The sequence below is a fragment of the Amycolatopsis lexingtonensis genome, from assembly GCF_014873755.1.
Taxonomy (GTDB): Bacteria; Actinomycetota; Actinomycetes; order Mycobacteriales; family Pseudonocardiaceae; genus Amycolatopsis; species Amycolatopsis lexingtonensis.
Genome location: NZ_JADBEG010000001.1, coordinates 6923923 through 6944146, shown reverse-complemented (window position 1 = coordinate 6944146; position 20224 = coordinate 6923923). Strand labels below are relative to the sequence as shown.

General features: G+C 71.0%; 21 protein-coding genes. 15 read left to right on the top strand and 6 right to left on the bottom strand.

The genetic code is table 11. The features are described 5' to 3' along the window. Window positions 1-140: 140 nt before the first annotated feature. From H4696_RS31775 to H4696_RS31725, 11 genes are all read left to right on the top strand, one after another. Window positions 141-314, top strand: coding sequence for a hypothetical protein (locus H4696_RS31775; protein WP_169734786.1), 174 nt, complete (start codon window positions 141-143; stop codon window positions 312-314). Window positions 315-520: 206 nt separating this feature from the next. Next, a complete protein-coding gene (locus tag H4696_RS31770) occupies window positions 521-724 on the top strand; it encodes a cold-shock protein (RefSeq protein ID WP_086855961.1) in 204 nt (67 codons plus the stop codon). 64 nt (window positions 725-788) lie between these two features. Then, window positions 789-1013, top strand: coding sequence for a heavy-metal-associated domain-containing protein (locus H4696_RS31765; RefSeq protein WP_086855970.1), 225 nt, complete (start codon window positions 789-791; stop codon window positions 1011-1013). 177 nt (window positions 1014-1190) lie between these two features. Beyond that, window positions 1191-2225, top strand: coding sequence for an ATP-NAD kinase family protein (locus tag H4696_RS31760; RefSeq protein ID WP_086855960.1), 1035 nt, complete (start codon window positions 1191-1193; stop codon window positions 2223-2225). Further along, window positions 2222-3121, top strand: coding sequence for a thiamine pyrophosphate-dependent dehydrogenase E1 component subunit alpha (locus H4696_RS31755; protein ID WP_086855959.1), 900 nt, complete (start codon window positions 2222-2224; stop codon window positions 3119-3121). The genes H4696_RS31760 and H4696_RS31755 overlap by 4 nt, the downstream gene beginning before the upstream one ends. A gap of 12 nt (window positions 3122-3133) precedes the next feature. After that, the gene (locus H4696_RS31750; RefSeq protein WP_086855958.1) at window positions 3134-4075 is read left to right on the top strand and encodes an alpha-ketoacid dehydrogenase subunit beta; all 942 of its coding nucleotides are present in this window, start codon (window positions 3134-3136) and stop codon (window positions 4073-4075) included. 79 nt (window positions 4076-4154) lie between these two features. Continuing rightward, on the top strand, window positions 4155-5417 hold the full coding sequence (locus H4696_RS31745) for a helix-turn-helix domain-containing protein (protein ID WP_086855957.1): 1263 nt from the start codon (window positions 4155-4157) through the stop codon (window positions 5415-5417). A gap of 10 nt (window positions 5418-5427) precedes the next feature. Beyond that, window positions 5428-6549: a sensor histidine kinase gene (locus H4696_RS31740; RefSeq protein ID WP_086855956.1), complete on the top strand. Its 1122-nt coding sequence runs from the start codon at window positions 5428-5430 to the stop codon at window positions 6547-6549. A gap of 94 nt (window positions 6550-6643) precedes the next feature. Beyond that, a complete protein-coding gene (locus tag H4696_RS31735; protein WP_086855955.1) occupies window positions 6644-8050 on the top strand; it encodes a type 2 periplasmic-binding domain-containing protein in 1407 nt (468 codons plus the stop codon). Then, on the top strand, window positions 8047-9021 hold the full coding sequence (locus H4696_RS31730) for a glutamate ABC transporter substrate-binding protein (protein WP_192782642.1): 975 nt from the start codon (window positions 8047-8049) through the stop codon (window positions 9019-9021). Before H4696_RS31735 ends, H4696_RS31730 begins: the two co-directional genes overlap by 4 nt. Window positions 9022-9076: 55 nt before the next feature. After that, window positions 9077-11737 carry a serine/threonine-protein kinase gene (locus H4696_RS31725; RefSeq protein WP_086855954.1) on the top strand — a complete coding sequence of 887 codons (2661 nt, stop codon included), beginning with the start codon at window positions 9077-9079 and terminating at the stop codon, window positions 11735-11737. Between the two features lie 26 nt (window positions 11738-11763). Here H4696_RS31725 and H4696_RS31720 read toward each other — a convergent pair whose 3' ends face one another. Further along, a complete protein-coding gene (locus tag H4696_RS31720; RefSeq protein WP_169734785.1) occupies window positions 11764-12357 on the bottom strand; it encodes a PaaI family thioesterase in 594 nt (197 codons plus the stop codon). A gap of 279 nt (window positions 12358-12636) precedes the next feature. Between H4696_RS31720 and H4696_RS31715 the strand changes: the two genes are divergently transcribed. After that, the gene (locus H4696_RS31715) at window positions 12637-13929 is read left to right on the top strand and encodes an MFS transporter (RefSeq protein WP_249026809.1); all 1293 of its coding nucleotides are present in this window, start codon (window positions 12637-12639) and stop codon (window positions 13927-13929) included. Window positions 13930-14270: 341 nt separating this feature from the next. On the opposite strand, the gene H4696_RS31710 is transcribed toward H4696_RS31715, so the two are convergent. From H4696_RS31710 to H4696_RS31695, 4 genes are all read right to left on the bottom strand, one after another. Next, complete coding sequence (locus tag H4696_RS31710; RefSeq protein ID WP_086855968.1) at window positions 14271-14741, bottom strand: hypothetical protein; 471 nt, start codon at window positions 14739-14741, stop codon at window positions 14271-14273. A 5-nt stretch (window positions 14742-14746) separates the two neighbouring features. Beyond that, the gene (locus tag H4696_RS31705; protein WP_086855951.1) at window positions 14747-15298 is read right to left on the bottom strand and encodes a SigE family RNA polymerase sigma factor; all 552 of its coding nucleotides are present in this window, start codon (window positions 15296-15298) and stop codon (window positions 14747-14749) included. 4 nt (window positions 15299-15302) lie between these two features. Further along, window positions 15303-15599, bottom strand: coding sequence for a hypothetical protein (locus tag H4696_RS31700; RefSeq protein WP_192782641.1), 297 nt, complete (start codon window positions 15597-15599; stop codon window positions 15303-15305). A 167-nt stretch (window positions 15600-15766) separates the two neighbouring features. After that, window positions 15767-16978 carry a L,D-transpeptidase gene (locus H4696_RS31695; protein ID WP_086855949.1) on the bottom strand — a complete coding sequence of 404 codons (1212 nt, stop codon included), beginning with the start codon at window positions 16976-16978 and terminating at the stop codon, window positions 15767-15769. A 456-nt stretch (window positions 16979-17434) separates the two neighbouring features. On the opposite strand from H4696_RS31695, the gene H4696_RS31690 reads away from it, so the two are divergent. Further along, window positions 17435-17638 carry a cold-shock protein gene (locus H4696_RS31690; RefSeq protein ID WP_003097368.1) on the top strand — a complete coding sequence of 68 codons (204 nt, stop codon included), beginning with the start codon at window positions 17435-17437 and terminating at the stop codon, window positions 17636-17638. A gap of 90 nt (window positions 17639-17728) precedes the next feature. Here H4696_RS31690 and H4696_RS31685 read toward each other — a convergent pair whose 3' ends face one another. Next, window positions 17729-18163 carry a hypothetical protein gene (locus H4696_RS31685; protein WP_169734784.1) on the bottom strand — a complete coding sequence of 145 codons (435 nt, stop codon included), beginning with the start codon at window positions 18161-18163 and terminating at the stop codon, window positions 17729-17731. An 809-nt stretch (window positions 18164-18972) separates the two neighbouring features. On the opposite strand from H4696_RS31685, the gene H4696_RS31680 reads away from it, so the two are divergent. Both H4696_RS31680 and H4696_RS31675 read left to right on the top strand, forming a co-directional pair. Then, a complete protein-coding gene (locus H4696_RS31680) occupies window positions 18973-19227 on the top strand; it encodes a hypothetical protein (protein ID WP_086860904.1) in 255 nt (84 codons plus the stop codon). Between the two features lie 150 nt (window positions 19228-19377). After that, window positions 19378-20151 (top strand): SCO6745 family protein, encoded by a 774-nt coding sequence (locus H4696_RS31675; protein ID WP_086860902.1) that lies wholly within the window; start codon window positions 19378-19380, stop codon window positions 20149-20151. Window positions 20152-20224 lie beyond the last annotated feature (73 nt).

Below are 20224 nucleotides of genomic sequence, written 5' to 3'. Positions count from 1 at the left end.
ACGGTGTTCCGGTGGTGGTTCGCCGCTGAACCTTCCCGGCCGGGTCCCGGCGGGAGACAACCGGTTTCTGTCGGTGCCGCATGGCACCATCACGGTCATGACCCGCGCCGAAGCGGGCAGGGAACGAGGGGAGTTTCGACGTGACCGATCACCAGCACGCATCCGAACCAGCGCGGAAGTCCTCCGGCGTCGTACCGGTGCTGTTCAGCGCCTCCGCCGAGGCGCACGACGACGCCGTGGTCGCCGCCGAGCACGACACGGCCTGGCGTTCGCCGTTCTCCGCGGAGGGGCTGCGCCCGGCGAGTGGCGAATAGCTCACCCCGCACGGGTGAAGAGCGCTTGTCCGGCCTGGTCAAGGTGTGCTTTACTGCTGAAGGTCTCGATTTTTGTGTTCGTGTTGAGTCACGCTCGCAGAACTCAGCGGGCGTAGTGTCTCCTCGCCGAGGAAGCAAACCGTCCGGGTGCTGACCCGGGTCGCCGAAGTGGCTTCCTGTTTTGGTGTTACACATGGAGATTTTTAATGACTCAGGGCACTGTGAAGTGGTTCAACTCCGAGAAGGGGTTCGGCTTCATCACCCCCGACAACGGTGGCGGCGACGTCTTCGTTCACTACAGCGAGATCCAGGGTAGCGGCTTCAAGAGCCTCGAGGAGAACGCTCGCGTCGAGTTCGAGATCGGCCAGGGCCAGAAGGGCCCGCAGGCCACGTCGGTCACCGTGATCTGACTTTGATCTTGGGGAAGGGCCGTCACCCGTTCGGGGTGGCGGCCCTTTTCGTATGCTGCGCACCATGATCGAGCACGGCTACACCGTCTCCGGGATGAGCTGCGGCCACTGCGCGCAGTCGGTCACCGAAGAACTCACGGCGCTGCCCGGAGTGACCGAAGTGGACGTCGACGTCCCGACCGGCCGGGTTGTCGTGCGCGCCGGGGCCGCGCTGGCCGAAGACGACGTCCGGAGCGCGGTCGAAGAGGCCGGTTACACCTACCAGGGTGCCGTCAGCCTCGTCCCGTAGCTTTCCGCCGCAGGCTGCGCCCGGTTGGTTTTTCTCCAGGTTGGACTGTCCACTGGAGATCACCCGGGTGACGTTCGACGCTTCGTGAGCACCGCTCGGCACTGCAACGGCCTGCAACCCTTCCTTCCGCGCCGCCCGCGGAGTCTCCTGTTCTCCGGTGAAGTATCAGGAGGTCAGGTGGGTGAAACGGTGGCGGGGATCGTCGCGAATCCGGCTTCGGGACGGGACATCCGCCGGCTGGTCGCGCAAGCTTCGGTGTTCCCCACCGCGGAGAAGGCGAACATGGTCCAGCGGCTGCTGGCGGCGTTCGCCGTCACCGGGCTCGACCGGGCCCTCGTCTCGACCGACCTCGGCGGGATCTCCGCCGCGGTCCTGCGGGCGCTCGGCCGGGGCGGGACCTGGCCCGTCGTCGACTTCTGCGAGGACGACCCGCTCACCGGCACCGCGGCCGACACGACCAACGCCGTGCGGCGGATGGTCGAAGCCGGGGCCGGGGTCATCGTCGTCCTCGGCGGGGACGGGACTGCCCGCGTCGCCGCCGCGGCCTGCGAAGACGTGCCGATCATCGCGCTTTCGACCGGGACCAACAACGCGTTCCCGCAGATGCGGGAGGCGACCGTCGCCGGCCTGGCCGCCGGGCTGATCGCGACCGGGCAGATCGACCCCGACCTCGTCACGCACCGGGTCAGCGTGCTGGAAGTCGTCACGAAAGCACGTCGCGAGATCGCGCTCGTCGACGTCTGCGTGTCGCTGAGCAAGCACATCGGAGCGCGGGCGCTGTGGGACCCGGCGACGCTCACCGAGCTGTACTGCACCTTCGCCGAGCCGGACGGCATCGGCCTCTCGAGCGTTCCAGGCCAGCTCTGTCCCAGCCCGCGATCCAGCCCGGACGGCGTCGCGCTGCAGCTCGGGCCGGTCGGGGAGACGCCGTACGTCGTGCAGGCGCCGATCGCGCCCGGGCTCGTGCGGCCCGTCGGGGTGCGGGGGTGGGGCGTCCTGCGGCCCGGCGTGCGCGTCGACCTGGCCGCGGCCGGCGGGGTCATCGCGCTCGACGGTGAGCGCGAACTCGAGCTGAAGCCGGGCGAGAGCGCGTTCGTCGAGCTCAAACCGGACGGGCCGTGGTGCGTCGACGTCCGGGCGGCGATGGCGGAAGCGGCGCGGAAAGGGCTGTTGCGCGCGGAAACCGAGCACAGGAAGGAACGTCGCAGATGACGGACACCCTGCGGGAGGCGTACCGCGTGATGCGCACCATCCGGGCCTTCGAAGAGCGGGTGCGCCAGGAGTGCGTGAGCGGCGAAATCCCCGGGTTCGTGCACGTCTACGCCGGTGAGGAGGCCTCGGCCACCGGGGTGTGCCTCCACCTCGACGACCGTGACGCGATCGCCGGCACCCACCGGGGTCTCGGCCACTGCATCGCCAAGGGCGTCGACGTCCACGCCATGATGGCCGAGATCTACGGCCGCAAGACCGGGGCCTGCCACGGCAAGGGCGGCTCGACGCACATCGCCGACCTCGCCAAGGGCATGTTCGGGGTGAACGGCATCGTCGGCGGTGGCCCGCCGCTCATCTGCGGCACCGCGCTCGCCGCGAAACAGCAGAACACTGGCGGTGTCGGCGTCGCGTTCTTCGGCGACGGCGCCGGCAACCAGGGTGCGACGCTGGAGGCGCTGAACCTCGCGGCCGCCTGGAACCTTCCCGCGATCTTCGTCGCCGAGAACAACGGCTACGCGGAAGCGACGTCGAGTGCCTGGTGCGTCGCGTCGGACAACATCGCCGACCGGGCCGCCGGGTTCGGCGTGCCGGGCGTGATCGTCGACGGGTTCGACTTCTTCGCCGTCCACGAAGCCGCCGGTGAGGCCGTCGAACGCGCCCGCGAAGGCGGCGGGCCGACGCTGATCGAGGTCAAGTTCACCCGCTGCTTCGCGGGCCTCGACTGCCTCGAACGGTTCCGGGCCCGCGTCACCGACCGCGGTGAGCTGGGCGAACCGGTCCTGGACGACATCGACGCCGAAGTCGCGAAGCTGATCGAGGACGCCGTCTCGGCGGCGAAGGCCGCGCCGAAACCCACGAGGGAAGACCTCGAGACCGACGTCTACGTGACGTACTGAGGAGCGCACGCCGTGGCCAGGACGATCAGCTACCGCGAGGCGATCGACGAGGCGCTCGCGCAGGAGCTGGCCCGGGACGAATCGGTGCTGGTGCTCGGCGTCACCCAGGGCCTCTCCCACCGGTTCCCCGGCCGGGTGCTCGACACGCCGAGCTCCGAATCGGCGTTCGTGGGCGCGGCGATCGGCGCCGCGACGCGCGGGCAGCGGCCGGTCGCGGAACTCGGCTCCATGGGCGTCGGCTTCGACCAGATCTTCAACCAGGCCGCCAAGTTCCGGTACGTGTTCGGCGGCAACGCCCGCACACCGGTCGTCATCCGCACGGTGTACGGCGCCGGGTTGCGGGCCGCCGCGCAGCATTCGCAGTGCCTGTACCCGATCTTCACGCACATCCCGGGGCTGAAGGTCGTCGTCCCGTCGAGCCCGTACGAGGCGAAAGGCCTGCTCGTCCAGTCGATCCGGGACGACGACCCGGTGATCTTCTGCGAGCACAAGGCGTTGTACGACACCAGCGGCGACGTCCCGCAGGAGAGCTACACGATCCCGTTCGGCCAGGCGAACGTCGTCCGCGACGGCGGCGACGTCACCATCGTCGCGATCGGCCGCATGGTCGCCATGGCCGAAGGAGCCGCGACCGAACTCGAGGCCGCCGGCGTCGAAGCCGAGATCATCGACCCGCGCACCACCAGCCCGCTCGACACCGGGACGATCCTGGAGAGCGTCCGGAAGACCGGACGGCTGGTCGTCGTCGACGAAGCGCCGCCGCGATGCAACCTGGCCACGGACATCTCGGCGCTCGTCGCGAAGGCGGCGTTCGGCTCGCTGCGGGCGCCGATCGAGATGGTGACGCCGCCGCACACGCCGGTGCCGTTCTCCGACGCGCTCGAAGACCTCTACATCCCGGACGCGCAGAAGGTCCTCAACGCCGCGAAGGCGGTCGTGGCGTACCGGCGCTGACGCTCAGCGAGATTGTCGCCACCTTCCGATCACCGGATCGAAAAGGCAGACTGAGGCGGCAGAGCGCAAGGAGTGGCGGTTGGGTCAGCGAGACCTCGAGGCAGCGTTGCCGGCCGGGGTGGACCCCCGGCGGCACGCCCGTGTCCTCGCGCAGGTGCACGAAGCGGCCCTGGCCGGGAAAGCCCTGCCCAGCCGCCCGCGGGCGGTCATCGGCGCGTCCTGGCAACGGATGCGCCGGCTCGGCGTGGACCCCGAAGGCCGCGCGCCCGCGCCAATCCTGACTGCCGAAGAGCTGGAGAGCCGCCGCCGCACGAGCGGGCTGGCCGAAGCCCTGCCGACGCTGCGCGGTGGCCTGCTCACCCTCGCCGAGCAGGCCGCGCACATCATGGTGATCGTCGACGCGGGCGGCCAGGTGCTCTGGCGCGACGGCAGCGCCGCGGTCCGCCGCCGCGCCGACGGGCTCGGGTTCGTCGAAGGCGTCGACTGGCGGGAAGAGTCCGTCGGCACCAACGCGATCGGCACCGCGCTGGTCGCGCGCCGCCCGGTCCAGGTCTACTCCGCCGAGCACTACGTCCGCGCCCAGCACTCCTGGACGTGCGCCGCCGCGCCGCTGCACGATCCGCGGGACGGCAAGCTCCTCGGCGTCGTCGACCTCTCCGGTCCGGCCCCGACCGTCCACGCGACGACGTTGGCGCTGGTCGACGCCGTGACGCGGCTCGCGCAGGCGCAGCTGCGCACCGCGCATCTCACCGAGCTCGAGCGGCTGCGGGGCTTCGCCGCGCCCGTGCTCGGCAAGGTCGGCGGGCCGGCCGTGGTGGCCGACGAGCACGGCTGGGTCGCCGCGGCCGCCGGCCTCGCGCCGGTCGACCGGATCGCGCTGCCCACCGGCCTCAAGCCCGGCCGCGTCTGGCTGCCCGCGTACGGCAACTGCGCCGTCGAGCCCGTTCCCGGCGGCTGGCTGATCCGGCCGGCCGAGGACGACGCCGCGCCGCCCACCCGCGTCGTGCTCGACGTCCGGTCGCCGCGCGAGCCCGAGCTGACCGTGGCCGGCGCCACCGGCACCTGGACGCACCGGCTCAGCCCGCGCCACGCCGAAATGCTGTACGTGCTGGCCAGCCACCGCGACGGCCGGTCGGCCTCCGAGCTGTCGGCCGACCTGTTCGGCGACGCCGGCCGCACGGTCACCGTCCGCGCCGAGATGTCCCGGCTGCGCCGCCACTTCGGCGGCATCCTCGACGCGAAGCCGTACCGCTTCGCCGACGACGTCGAGGTGCTGGTCCGGCGGCCGCCGGACCCCGAAGCCGTGCTCCCGCATTCCCTGGCTCCGGCGATCCGAGGCTGATCCGGGAAAGATGAGGGGCGTGCCGAAACGTCCCCTGCTGCCGGACACCATCGCGCCGAGCTGGCTCGTGGTGCAGCTGCTCGGCACGCTCTTCTTCGCCGTGACGCTGCTCACCGCACGCGAGCCGGACCCGCGGGTCTGGGCCGCCTACGGCGTCGCGAGCGCCTGCTGGCTCGGCTTCGTCGTCCTCTCGCCGCGGCTGCCGAAGACGGCCGCCGCGCTGCTCGCCGTCGCGAGCGCGCTGCCGGCCGCGCTCGTCGGCCAGGCCGGGGACTCCTCGGCGATCATCCTGTCCGCCATCGCGCTCGGCAGGCTCGCGACGCTCACCGCGGTCGGCGTCGGCGTGATCCTCGGCATCGGCCTACTGGACATCGCCCTCGCGGTGACGTCGCACTTCCTCGGTGGGCAGAGCGTCGTCGACGCGGCGGTCCTGCTGCTGCTCGTCCTCGTCGGGCTCAACCGCCGCCAGTACGAGGTGCAGGCGAAACAGGCCGAAGCGCTGCTCGAACAGACACGGCTCGCGCAGGCCGAACACGCGCGCGCCGCCGCGCTCGACGAACGCACCCGGATCGCCCGCGAACTCCACGACGTCCTGGCGCATTCGCTGGGGGCACTGGGGGTCCAGCTCGAACTGGCCGAGGCGCTGCTCGCGGAAAAGTCCGATGTGGACGGTGCGCTGCGGTCGGTCAAGCGGTCGCGCCGGCTTGCCGCCGACGGGCTCGCCGAAGCGCGTGACGCCGTCGCCGCGCTCCGGCGGGACATCCCGCCCTTGGCCGACGTCCTCGCCGCGGCCGCCGCCGCGCACGCCCGCGACCACGGCGTGTCCGTCACCTTCGACGCCGGTGGCGAGCCGCGGCCGCTGCCGTCCGCGGTGGTCGTCGCGCTCGCCGGCACCGCGCGGGAAGCGCTGACGAACGCGGGCAAGCACGCACCGGGGGCGGACGTCGAGGTGCGGCTGAGCTACGCGCCCGAGACCGTCCGGCTCGACGTCCGCAATACCCTCGGTGTCACTCGAACAGGTGAAGGTTTCGGGTTGGCGGGGATGCGGGAGCGGCTCGCGCTGGCCGGTGGCACCCTGGACGCCGGTCCCGACGGCGGTCAGTGGCGCGTCCTGGCCGAGGTGCGGGCGTGAGATCACGTGCTGATGACAGCGGGCGGTGCCGGTGCCCGCTCGGACGGCGGACCGGCTACCTTCTGCGGGTACCGCTTTTGGGGAGGAATCGGGGATGACCAGCACTGCGACGGCCCCGGGTCCGACGGCGCCCGCGCCGGGACCCCCGCCGCCGCCACCGGAAAGCGGGGGTCGCAGCGGTCTGCTGGGGCTGCTGGACCTGCCGGGACAGGGCGTCCGCGCGATCATCCGGTCCGCCGCGACGACCCCCGGCCGCCTCACCGTCATCGCCGTCGGCCTGGTGCTCCTGTCCCTCCTCGCCGGGCTGGTCGCGACGCTCTCGGTGCAGAACCGCGACGACACCATCAGCGGCGTCATCGACCACCGCGAGCCGCTCGCCGCCGCCGCGCAGCAGGTCTACCGCTCGCTCTCGGACGCCGACGCGACCGCCGCGAGCGCGTTCCTCTCCATCGGCACCGAGCCGCCGGAGCTCCGCCAGCGCTACGAGCGCGACATCGCCGAAGCCGGCGCCGCGCTCGCGAAGGCCGCCTCCGACGCTTCCGACGTCGCCGACGCGGCCGCCCCGGTCGACGTCCTCAACCAGTCGCTGCCCGTCTACACCGGGCTCGTCGAGACGGCCCGGGCGAACAACCGCCTCGGCTACCCGGTCGGCGCGTCCTACCTCCGCGAGGCCTCCGAGCTGATGCGGGCGAAGATCCTGCCCGCCGCACAGGACCTCTACCGCGTCGACACCGAGCGGCTGATCGACGAGCAGGACAGTGCCACCGGATTCCCGTGGCTCGCCACGATCCTGGTCGTCGCGCTGCTGGCCGCGCTGATCGCCGCCCAGGTCTACCTGACCAAGCGCACCAACCGGCTGCTCAACGTCGGGCTCGTCGTCGCGACGGCCGCCGTCGTGGTCTCGCTGCTGTGGGGCGCGGTCGCGCTGATCGTGCAGGGCAGCCTGGTCGGCAGCGGCCAGGACGACGGCTCGCACCGCGTCGACGTGCTGGTCCGCGCGCGCATCGCCGCGCTGCAGGCCCGCGCCGACGAGACGCTCACGCTGGTCGCGCGCGGTGACGGCGCCGCGTACGAGAAGGACTTCGGCACCAACGCGGCCCAGCTGGTCGGCCCGGACGGACAGGGCGGCCTGCTCGGCGAAGCCCGCGGCCTCATCCAGGACGGCGAAGGCGCCACGAAGGTCGCCGACGCGGTGAAGGCCGCGAACGACTGGCTGAAGGCGCACAAGGAAGTCCGTTCCCAGGACGACGCCGGCCAGTACCAGGAAGCCGTCGACTTCGCCGTGCTGGAGGACAAGACCGACGGCTCGGCCCCGGCGTTCCGGCGGCTCGACGACAGCCTCCAGGCGGCCATCGATGTCGGCAGGCAGGAATTCCTCGACGACACCCACAACGGCGACCGCGCGCTGACGCTGCTGGCCCCCGGCCTGGCCGTGCTCGCGGTCGTCGCCGCGGCGGGTGTCACCATGGGGATCCGGGAGCGACTGAGGGAGTACCGGTGAGCAGGCGGGGGAACACGGTCCGGGCGGGCGTGCTGGCGGTCGTCGCGCTGCTGGTGGCGTCCTGCGGCAGTCCCGGGAAGCCGGTCGACCCGGCCCCGGTCGGCAACGCCGCCTGGCCCCAGCCCGCGCACGTGGGCGGGCCGGACGCGGCCGCCGGCGGGGGCAGCGACACCAGCTGCAACCCCCTGGCCAGCCTGCAGCCGGACAAGGGCACGGCGATCCCCGACGGCTCGACCATGGCGAAGATCAAGGAACGCGGCAAGCTCATCGCCGGCGTCGACCAGACCACCTACCTGTTCGGCTTCCGCAACCCGACCTCGGGCAACCTCGAGGGCTTCGACATCGACCTCGTCAACGAGATCGCCCGCTCGATCTTCGGCGCGCCCGAAGGCCGCGTCCAGTTCCGCGCGATCACGTCGTCGCAGCGCCAGGACGTCCTGATGCAGCACCAGGTCGACATCGTCGTGCGGACCTACAGCATCACCTGCGCGCGCAAGAAGGACGTCCAGTTCTCCTCCGTGTACTACGTCGCCGGGCAGCGGCTGCTGGTGACGAAGGAGTCGAAGGCGACCAAGCTGGCCGACCTGAGCGGCAAGAAGGTGTGCGCGGCGAAGAAGTCGACGTCGCTGGCGAAGATCGCGACGGACCCGGCCAAGCCGCAGGCGATCTCGGTCGACAACTGGTCGGACTGCCTGGTGATGCTCCAGCAGGGCCAGGTCGACGCGGTTTCGACCGACGACACGATCCTCGCCGGGATGGCCGCGCAGGACCCGACGCTGCAGGTCGTCGGCGACCAGTTCACGCAGGAGAACTACGGCATCGGCGTGCCGAAGGACAACGAGGACATGGTCAAGTTCGTCAACGCCGTGCTCGAGAACATCCGCAACAGCGGCGCCTGGCAGAACAGCTACCGCCACTGGGTCGAGTCGTCGCTGGGGCCGGCCTCGCCGCCGCAGGCGCAGTACCAGTGAGCGGATCGCGACTAGGATCGGTTCCCGCACGTCGGCGGGGATCTGGGAGGTAGCAGTGTCGGAGGAACCGCGCCGTCCTCGGCACGCCGCGCCGGACGACGAGAAGCAGGTGGCCACGCCGGGCAGCAGCTGGCAGCCGCCACCACCGGTGCGGTGGGAGACGCCGGAGCCGTCGATCTCGGGCCGCCTCGACGACGGCGAGCCGTCCCGCGGTGAGCCCGCCCGCGGCGAGGAGACCGTCTTCCACGCGCCCGTGCGCCGCCCGCCGACGCCGCCGCGTGGCGCGCCGATCCCGGGCGCGGACGACCCGACCAAGCCGCCGGGCAGCATGAACCCCGTGCTGCCGCCGGTCCAGCCGGTGCCGACGCAGGCAGTCCGCCCGCCGCAGCCCGACGAACCGCAGCTGACGAGCGTGCTCGCGTCGCCGGCGCCGGAAACCCAGAGCATCATGCCGCCGGTGCCGCGGCCCGACACCGGCCCCGGCACCCCGCTGCCGGACCCGGGCACCGAAAGCGTGCTGCCCGAGCGCACCAGCGAAGGACGGCACACCGGCACCGGTACGGGCACGGGAACCGGCAGCGGCTCGGACTCCCGGTCCGGCTCGTTCCCCGGTACCTCGCGGCGGACGTCTTCGCGGACGTCGCGCTCGCGCCGCGGCCGGCTCGGCGCCGGGCTGGTCGAAGTCCCGCCGGTGCCCGCGCGCGACCCCGCTTCGGCGGTGCTGACGAACCCGGTGGTGTCGGAGGAAAAGCGCTTCTGCGGCAACTGCGCCGCGAAGGTCGGCCGCGGCAAGGACGGCAAACCCGGTTCCCCGGAAGGGAAGTGCGAGAACTGCGCGACGCCGTTCTCGTTCCTCCCGAAGCTGCAGCCGCACGAGCTCGTCGGCGGCCAGTACGAAGTGCTCGGCGCGATCGCCTACGGCGGGCTGGGCTGGATCTACCTGGCGCAGGACCACAACGTCAGCGACCGCTGGGTCGTCCTCAAAGGACTGATCGACACCGGTGACGCGACGGCGATGGCGGCCGCGGCCAACGAGCAGCGGTTCCTCGCCGAGGTCGAGCACCCGAACATCGTCAAGATCCACAACTTCGTGCAGCACCCGGACGCGCACAGCGGCACGACCACCGGCTACATCGTCATGGAGTACGTCGGCGGCCAGTCGCTGCGGCAGCTCGCGCTGGCGCACCACCGGGAAAGCCGCCGCCCGGAGCCGCTGCCGATCGGTCAGGTCATCGCGTACGGGCTGGAGATCCTGCCCGCCATGGGTTACCTGCACAGCCAGGGCCTGCTCTACTGCGACCTCAAGCCGGACAACGTCATCCAGACCAACGAGCAGCTGAAGCTGATCGACCTGGGCGCGGTCCGCCGCACCGACGACTATGAAAGCCCGCTGTTCTTCACGACCGGTTACAGTGCACCGGAACTGCCGACGCAGGGCGCGTCGATCGCGTCGGACCTGTTCACCGTCGGGCGCACGCTCGCCGTGCTGAGCTTCGAGTTCACCGGCTACACCACCAAGTTCAAGACGACGCTGCCCGGCCCCGACGCGGTCCCGCTGTTCGCGCTCTTCGGTTCCTACTACCGGTTCCTGCGGCGCGCGACGCACGCCGACCCGGACCGGCGGTTCCTCTCCGCCGAGGAGATGGCCGACCAGCTCACCGGGGTGTTGCGCGAGATCATGGCGCTCGGCACCGGCAAGCCGCGGCCCGGCGCGTCCACCGTGTTCGGCCCGGAGATCCGCACGTTCGGCGTGCAGCTGGTGGTGCCGGAGGCCGGCGCCAGCGTGCCGCTGCCCGGGGCCGACGAGTTCGTCGCCGGCCTGCCGATCCCGCAGGTCGACACGGACGACCCGGCCGCCGGCGTGCTCGCCACGACGACCACGCTCGAACCGCGCGGCGCCATCGAGGCCCTCTCCGGCGCGCCGCGGGAGTCGATCGAGGTCCGGCTGCGGATCGTGCGGGCCCGGATCGAGCTGGGCGAGCTGGCGGAGGCGCAGCGGCAGCTGCAGGCCGCGCAGTACCTGGCGATCAAGAACGGGTTCCCGCACGACTGGCGCATCGACTGGTACCGCGGCCTGATCGAGCTGGCCGGCGGCCGGTCGCGGGTCGCGCACGTCGCCTTCGAAGCGGTGTACGACGACCTGCCCGGCGAGGTCGCGCCGAAGCTCGCGCTCGGCGTCAGCGCCGAAGGCGTCGGGGACTACTTCGCCGCCGCGCGGTTCTACGAGCTGGTCTGGCGGACCGACCGCACCTACGTCAGCGCCGCCTTCGGCCTCGCCCGCGTGTACCTGGCGCAGGGGGCGCGCTCCAGCGCGGTCGAGGTGCTCGAGACCGTGCCGCCGTCGTCCACCCACTACGTCGACGCACAGGTCGCGGCGATCAAGATCAAGACCACGGTGACCAAGGCCAAGGGCCGCGAGACCCCGGTGACCGAGCACGACCTGCTCGACGCGTCGGCCCGGCTCGAACGGCTCCGCCTGGACATCGAGCGCCGCACCCGGCTCACCGCGAACGTGCTCGAAGCCGCGCACGAGTGGCTCAAGCAGGGGCGGCCGACGCCGGGCGCGCGGGTGCTGGGGTGCGCGTTCGAGGAGCGTGAGCTGCGGTTCGGCCTCGAGCGGTGCTACCGGGCGCTGGCGCGACTGGCGGGCACGGTCGAACAGCGCGTCGAGCTGGTCGACCGGGCCAACGCCATCCGGCCGCGGACCCTCACCTGACCGTAGCTTTCACGTGAAAGCTACGGTCAGGGGTTGATCTCCCAGTCGCGTTCCGCGCGCTCACGCTGGTTCTTCTCGTGCTGCGCGGCCAGCTTCTCCAGCGCTTCCGGGTCGCCGTGCGTGCTGAAGTGCTCGAAGCCGACGACGACGAACAGCGCGCGGGCGCTGACCGCGATCTGGCCGTCCTCGGCGTCGAGGCGGCCGTCCGCGCTGACGTAGATCTTGCGGCCGGCGACGCCGTCCAGCCGGGTCTCGATGAACAGCGTCGTCCCGACCGGCACCGGACGGCGGAAGTCCGTCTCGAGCTTGCCGGTCACCGCCGGGCGGCGCATCAGGTTGCCGACGGCCGAGCCGAGCGCCTCGTCGAACGCGCAGGCCAGCAGGCCGCCGTGGGCGAGCCCGGGTGCGCCCTGGTGGGCCGCGGTGACGGTGAACCGCGAGCGCACGACCTGGCCCTCGCCGACGGTCGAGCGCAGGTGCAGCCCGGCGTCGGCCTCGTCACCGCACCCGAAGCACTCCGCGAAGTGCACGCCGAGCTCGGTGCCCGGCGCCGGCGCCTTCGGGTGCGGGACCGCGGGCTCCACCGCCACCGGCGGCCACGGTTGAGAAACACGACTCATGCGCTGACGTTAACCGGCGGGTAAACCGGGCCCGCGTCCGGCCCGGGCCGGGTACCCGCGGGCTACATCTCTCAGTAGCCGGAAAGTTCCCCACCGTAGAAGTTTCGCGGCTCAGACTGCCGACCTGCGACGACCGGTCAAGACTGGGTTGATGAGCTCGAACGGCCCAATGGGCACTGCGCGGAGGAGGTCGTCGCCGGCATGAGCGAACCAGCAGCAACCACGGGTAAACCCGCAGCTGACGAGAGAACCGTCAAACGCGCTGTCTGGGCTTCGGCCATGGGCAACGCGACCGAGTGGTACGACTACGGCGTCTTCACCTCGGGCGCGATCGCGACCAGCATCGGCACGCTGTTCTTCCCAGGAGAAGGCAACGCGGTCCTGAAGTCGCTGGCGCTGCTCGCGGTCGGGTTCATCGTGCGGCCGTTCGGCGGGGCGTTCTTCGGCCCGCTCGGCGACAAGCTCGGCCGCAAGCGGGTCCTCGCCATCACGATCCTGCTGATGTCCGGCTGCACGTTCCTGGTCGGCGTCCTGCCGACGTACTCCGGCGGCTACAGCATGGGCATCGCGGCGCCGATCGCGATCCTGCTGCTCCGGATCATCCAGGGCTTCTCGACCGGTGGTGAGTACGGCGGAGCGGCGACGTTCATCGCCGAGTACTCGCCGACGAAACGCCGTGGCTTCTTCGGCAGCTTCCTCGAACTCGGCACGTTGGGCGGCTACGTCCTCGGCAACCTCGTGGTGCTGTCGGTGACGCTGTCCCTGTCGGCCGAGCAGGTCGACGCGTGGGGCTGGCGGATCCCGTTCTTCGTCGCGCTGCCGCTCGGCCTGATCGGTCTCTACCTGCGGAACAAACTCGAGGACACCCCCGAGTTCCGCCGGATGGAGGCCGCGGGCGAGGCACCGAAGAAGGCGCCGCTCAAGGAGATCTTCGTCCGCAACTGGCGGATGATCCTCAACCTGATCGGCATCGTCCTGCTGCTGAACGTCGCGGACTACCTGCTGCTGACGACGATGCCGACGTACTTCACGGACACGCTGAAGATCAACGACAACACGTCGACGTTGATCATCATCGCCGTCGAAGTCATCCAGATGGCGATCATCATCCCGCTCGGGGCGCTGTCCGACCGGATCGGCCGGAAACCGCTGCTGCTCACCGCGGCCATCGGGTTCCTGGTGCTGAGCTGGCCCTGCCTCAAGCTGATGCAGTCCGGCAGCATCCTGTGGCTGTTCGTCGGGTTCCTGATCGTGGCGATCCTGCTGGTGTTCATGCTCGCCGTGATCGGCTCGACGTTCCCGGCGATGTTCCCGACGCGGGTGCGCTACGGCTCGTTCGCGATCGGCTACAACATCTCGACGTCGCTGTTCGGTGGTACCTGCGGTGTCGTCGTGACGGCGCTGATCAAGAGCACCGGCAACGAGGACTGGCCGGCGTACTACCTGATGGCGGCGGCGCTGATCGCGATCCTGCCGATCATCAAGATCCCGGAGACGTCGCAGGTGCCGATGGAACAGATCGACACCGAGGACAGCGGCGGCAAGCTGGCCTCCGCAGCCGCCCAGCGCTGAGCGACCGCCGGATAGACGTGTGCCCCGTCCGGATCACCGGGCGGGGCACACGTGCGCGCTGGGGTCAGTTCGCTTCGCTCCGAGGAGTGAAGCGCTTGCGGGACCAAGCGGCGAGCGCGCCCGCTACGACGACAGCGATTCCGGTTTCGACGATGAGTGCGGCGAACACCATGTGCTTCCTCCTCGGTTTCTCGGGCCGGCGGCGAAGCGTCCGGCTGAGCAGTTCCTCCGGTGTCCGAGCGGAACACCACACGGCATATCGCCACGGGCGGGCCGGGTATTTCGTCGGAAACCCACCTGTGGGCGGTGATCTGCGGCACAGGTCCTGAGCTGCGGAAACGCTAGCGGGTCGTGCTCGAGACCGGGGGTGACGGCACGCTGTCCGTCGGGCCGGTGGTGGCGCGGGTGGTGCTCGGTTCCGCCCGCTGCGTCGGGCGGCCGGCCGACGGCGGCTGCGGAGCCCGCGTGGCCCGCGCGGTCGGCGTGCGTTCCGGCTGGGCGGTCGGCGGCGCGATCGACGTCGGCGGTGCGACCTGCGGCGCCGGCGCGGGGGAGCTGGTGCCAATCGTGGACAGCCCCGGGCCGGCGGGTTGCACCGGCTCCGGCGGCCCGGCACGGTGACCGGCCAGGAAACCGGCCACCGCCAGGACGACCGCCGTCGCGGCCGAGGTGCCGGCCACGGCGAGCCGCTTGCGCCGCCGCCGGACCCGGCCGCCGCGCTCGATCACATCGGCGGCTTCGAGGCGCATCGGCGGCTGCGCGCCACCCGCCGCGCTCGTCAGGTACGCGCGGACGTCGTCTTCGGGGTCCATGTTCGTCACCTCCCCTCCGTGGTCGCGCTGAAGGTCAGCGCGTAGTGCGGGCCGAGCCGGTTGCGCAGCGTCGCCAGGCCGCGGGAGGCCTGGCTCTTCACCGTGCCGGTGCTGCAGCCGAGGGCCTTCGCCGTCTCCTCGACGCTCAGGTCCTCGAAGTACCGCAGCACCAGCACGGCGCGCTGCTTCGGAGCCAGTACGGCCAGAGCCTGCCGGACGAGTCCGTCCTGGTCGCCCGCGGCCGGTTCCGCCGGGAGCTCCGGCGGGGTGTCGGTGAGCCGCTCCCGCTTCCACCTGCTGCGCCGGTGCTCGGCGAGGAACGTGCGGAGCACGACCTTGCGGGCGTAGGCGTCCAAGGCGTCGTGGCGCGACAGCCTCGGCCAGGCGAGGTACAGCTTGAGCAGCGCGGCCTGCGTGAGGTCCTCGGCCTGGTGCCAGTCCCCGCAGAGCAGGAAGGCGGTCGAGCGCAGGCTGTGCGCGCGCTCGCCGAAGTACCGGGCGAACTCGCCGTCCCACGGCGAGCCCGGCCCGGTCGACGGACGGGAGCGGGAGATCACCTGGCTACCGGGCGACCTCGACGGCCGGCAGGTGCAGGTCACCGGTCGGGCCGGCGGGCACGGCACGCGGAACGCGCGGAGCCGGGCCCGTGCGCGGGGCGCGGGTCGTCTCGCGCGGCGCGGGCACGGCGGACGGCGGCTGGGGAGCGCGGGTGGCCGTCGGGACGTCGGACGGCGCCTGGGTGGGCCGGACGCTGGTCGGCGGGGCCGGCTGCGCCTGGGCGGCCAGCGCGACGCCACCGGACAGGGCGCCACCGGCGAGCACGAGCGCGCCGAGGGTCAGGGCGATGCGGATACGCAAGACAGCTCCTCTTCTGGCGGGCGCGACCGGGATCGTCGCGCCTCTGCCCGTAGTCATGCGGTGGGGCTTCGCCGGGGTTGCACCGGATTTCGCGAGTCGCCGGGAAAACACGAACGGCCGGGAAGTCCGTGGTGGACTTCCCGGCCGCCCGGTCCTCCTCAGTGGCTTCAGCCGGCGAGGGCCGACAGCTTCTGCCAGCTCGCCCAGTCGTAGGTCCAGTCGCTGTAGTCGCCGTCCTTGGCGGTCAGCGTCTGCGTGCTGCCGGTGATCTCGACCGGGTCACCGGTCAGGACGCCGTCGTAGTACTCCTTCGCCCGCGCCGGCGAGAGGTTCAGGCAGCCGTGCGAGATGTTCTTCTTGCCCTGCGCCCAGACCGACGCCGCCAGCCCGTGGATGAACTCGCCGTTGTTGGAGATCCGGACCGCCCACGGCACCACGACGTTCTCGTAGTGGTACTTCGGGTTGCTCATCGCGTACGTGGCCTGCTTGCCCATCACGACGTGCACGCCGCTGTGCGTCACGCGGCCCGGGTCGGAGTCGAGGCCGTAGCTCACCGGGTAGTCGGCGATCTGCTGGCCGTCGCGGATCACCTGCATGGTGTGCTGCGTGGTGTTGCCCTTGACGATCTGCGAGCGGCCGATCGCGAAGGTCGCCGAGACGTCCTGCTTGCCGTACGTGCCTTCGCCGATCTTGACGCCGTAGATCTTGGCGTTGACCTTGACCTGCGTGCCGGGCTTGAAGTACTCCTTCGGCCGCCAGTGCACCGACGTGTCGCCGTTCAGCCAGGCCCACGAGCCCTCGGTCTTCGGCGTCGTCTCGACCGACAGCGCCTTCTCGACGGAGGCCTTGTCGGTGACGCGGCTCGGGAAGGTCAGCGCGATCGGCATCGCGATGCCGTACGTCTGGCCGTCCCCGACGTTCAGGCTCGCCGACATCTGGCGCTTCGGCTTGACGGTGGTGAACGCGCCCCCGATGGCGACGTTCTTGCCGTCGGAACCTTGCGCCTGGCCGGACCAGGTGTAGGTCTTGCCGTAGCCGAGCTGCTCGGTGGTGCTCCAGCTCTTCTTGTCGGCCGACGCCTGGCCCTGGACCTGCTTGCCGTCCGGGTTCGTCAGCGTGACCGAGAGGATCGTGCCGTCGGCGACCTGGACCCCCACCGGTTCGCCGGGCGCCACGTCCTGCGCGCCGCCGGCCGGCGTCACCGTCAGCTTCGCGGGCTGCGCGCTGGGCGACGGAGGAGCCGTCGGGCCCCCGCCCGAAGAGCCGCTCGCCGAGACCGTCGGTTCGCTGCTGCACGCCCCCAGCGCGAGCACCGCGACCAAGCCCAGTACCACTGCCGCGCCCCGGCGCCGCGTGGAAGTCCTCACCGTCACACCCATTCCCCTTTGCCCCATTTGGTGCCTCCCCCTTCGAGACGCCTCGTGGACCATCGACGTTGAGCAAGAGTCGCGTGACGAAGGTCACAATGATCGCGGCGGGCTTTCACGGAGGGGGCACGGGCGACTCCGAGCCGTATCCGGTGATCACGGTGTCGCTGTGCTGCGCCAGACTAGCCGGTGGGTCCGACAGAACCGGGCGGGAGCCCTACGACGTTCCGGTGACCTTGGTGCGCAGAGCCGGTTTTCGCCTCGATCACGGGGTTCAACTTTGGCCAGATCCCGGTAGTCTGCTCTCAGGCCGTCGTTTTGCGTGTTCGTGGCTTCACACTCGCGGAACTTCTGACGCGAGCCATGGAGCCGAACCGCTCTTGACTCGTCTCGTTGGAACCGCCCGGGACGGTCGGGGTGCCGCTTCGGTGGCATTCGAAGCGGATCTGTGTAACGAGGAGTACAGCGGTGGCGCAAGGCACTGTGAAGTGGTTCAACGCGGAGAAGGGCTTCGGCTTCATCGCGCAGGACGGCGGCGAAGGCGACGTGTTCGTTCACTACTCGGAGATCGAGGGCCGCGGCTTCCGCACCCTCGAGGAGAACCAGCGGGTGGAGTTCGAGGTCGGCCAGGGTCAGAAGGGCCCGCAGGCCCAGAAGGTCCGCGCGATCTGACAACAGGCCCTCTGCGTTTCTTAAGGCCTGAGTGAAGGGCCCCCGGCGATTCGTCGCCGGGGGCCCTTTCTCATGTGGTTTCCGGGGTGTTCAGCGCCGTCCGAGGGCCGGCGCTTCGAAGGCGTCGGCGGGGAAGTGGAACTCGTCGGTGAGGTCGGTGAGGTCACCGGTCTGCTGGCGCTGGTCCTGCAGCGAGGAGGCCTGGCCTTCCCAGTTGAGCCGCTCGAGGATCCATTCCTGGGCGAGCGCCTGGGGCGAGATGTCCCGCTCGGCGGCGATGTCCTTCAGCTGCTGGTTGGCGATGAGGCTCATCCGGAGCTGGATGACCTGCGCCTCGCCGAAGCGCTTGCCGGTCCCGGTGCTCTCGTTGTCGGCATCGGGCGCCAGCGCGGCGAGGTAGGAGGTGAGTTCCTTGTCCTCGACGACACCGTCGTCCGCAGGCTTCGCGGCACCACGATGGCGCCCGGAGGACGCGGCTTTGAGGTTCGTGCGGCTGCTCAAGCGGCCAAGGGAGGGAAGAGGCACGCCAGCCACGATAACGGTTAGGTCTCACCACACAAACCACTGTGAGCCACGACACGCCCTTGAATATCCCCAATCAGAGCAACCACCCCCCAATCAGCCCAATGGGGTAGGGGTGATTTTGAACAGAGGGCAACACCTCAATAACCGAGCGAATCGATCAAGAACGCCCCCCGAATTGCCGAGGTCGCCGAGACAGCTTCCGGAGCGGACTTGCGGGCCGGACGCGGCTGTGAGGGTGGGGAGTCGGACGGGCGCGGAATCGATCAGCCGGGTGGCGGCGGCCGAGCGCGGCCGCAAGGGGTACGGGGCGACCTGACCGGGCAGGTGGGCGGACGGGTGCGAGGCGAGCGGGCTGACCGGACTGAGCGGCCGGTTGCGCGCCCCATCCCGCCAAGCCGAACCGAAGGCACCGTGGGGGCTCCGGGGACTCGGCCCTCGGGCAATACGCCGGAATGAATGGGCCGAAGCGAAGGGTGAAGCCCGAGCAGGCCCAGAAAATGGAGGACCCCCGCGCCAGGGGGAGGAACGCGGGGGTCGGAGGGGATCTCCACAGGCGCTGACCGGGGGTGTGTCAGCACTTCGATTGTTGCACGAGTTGCTGGACAGGGCGAGTGGAGAGCGGGAAATTTCCGCGTGTGGTGTCACTTCGCGGTGGGTGACGTTCGTTCGGGTGGTGCTCTTCTCCTGCCCTGCTGATTGCGCTGCGTTGAGCGGAGCGTGGCCTCAGGTTCACTCTCCGGGGGGCTGTGTGTGGCGGCCGGCGCTGGTTAGCCTCGCGGCCAAGCTGTTGTGAGCCGTGTGGAGGAGCTATGAGCGGGTCTGTTGAAGTGCGGCAGTTCCTCCTTCGGTACGAAGGTGCCGATGGGGGGAGTGCTCCGTTTGCCGGGGCGTTGCCGGCGCAGCGCAGTGGGGCCGGGGATGCGCAGCGGGTGTCCGACGATCAGGTTCGGCGGGCTCGGCTGGCGGTCGCGGCCGGGGCGTTGGGGGTCGAGGACTGTGTTCAGCTGCTGGAGATGCTGGGGCTGAACCTGGATGACGACGGGCAGGCGCCGGTTCAGCGGTGAGCCGGTGGGTCCGGTGTCGGTGCCGGACCCTTCCCGTGATGTTCTCGCAGGTTGAAGGTCTTTCTGGGGAGTAATTGGCAGGTCGCGCACCGCTCTTTGGCGCGGGTTTCGTAACAGTGTTACGGTTGTCGGGTCGAAAGGGGAACGGACATGACGACGGCGAACCGGATCCGGTCGGTGGTGCAGGTGCTGGGAGGCAAGTTCATGACTTCGCCGGAGCTGGCCGAGGTCGAGGCGGAGGTGGGCCTGCCGCCGCGGTCGCTGTGCCTGCGGGGGCGGTCGGCGGTGCTCGGGGACGTGTCGCCGAAGGTGGCCGCGGAGCTGTTCGGGATCTTCCCGCACTGGCTGTTCGACTTCGTCCTGCCGGCGGCGGCGGCGGCCATCGACGCGCCCGCCGCCGTGCGCGCCTACTCGGAGTCATCGGCTCGGTGGTCGCGCGTCAACCTTTCGGCCGTACCGGAACCCGGCCGCCTGGCCGAGCTGCTGTTCCGCGTGGTGGGCGCCGCGGACGCGAGCGGGCTGGCGCTCTTCGCCGGGTGGAAGAACGCCGAGCGGCCCGAAGGGGACGCCGAACGCCTCGGCTTCGCGTTGATGGTCTTCCGCGAGCTGCGCGGCGGCTTGCACTTCGCCGCGCTGCGGGCGCTCGGCGTCACAGTGCCCGAGGCGGTGGTCGCCGATCCCGAGGGCGGGCGCGAGCGGCTGCTGCGCACCGCGTGGCCGGAGGACGCGGCCGACGCGCTCGTCGCCGCGGCGGAGCGCAAGCCGGACCTCCGCGAGCGCTGGCGCGAGGCCGAGTCGATCACCGACGCGCGGATCGACGAACTCCTGGCGTCGGCGCTGTCCGAAGGGGAGCTGGCCGAGCTCGAGCGGCGGCAGGCCGAACTCGCGGCGTTTGCGCAGGTCCCGGCGCCGTCGGGGGCTTAAGGAACCCCCGGTGTAAAGCGGTGGCAGCGTGCCCTATGCTTGTAATCGCTCCCAGGGGAACCTGAGAGCGCGG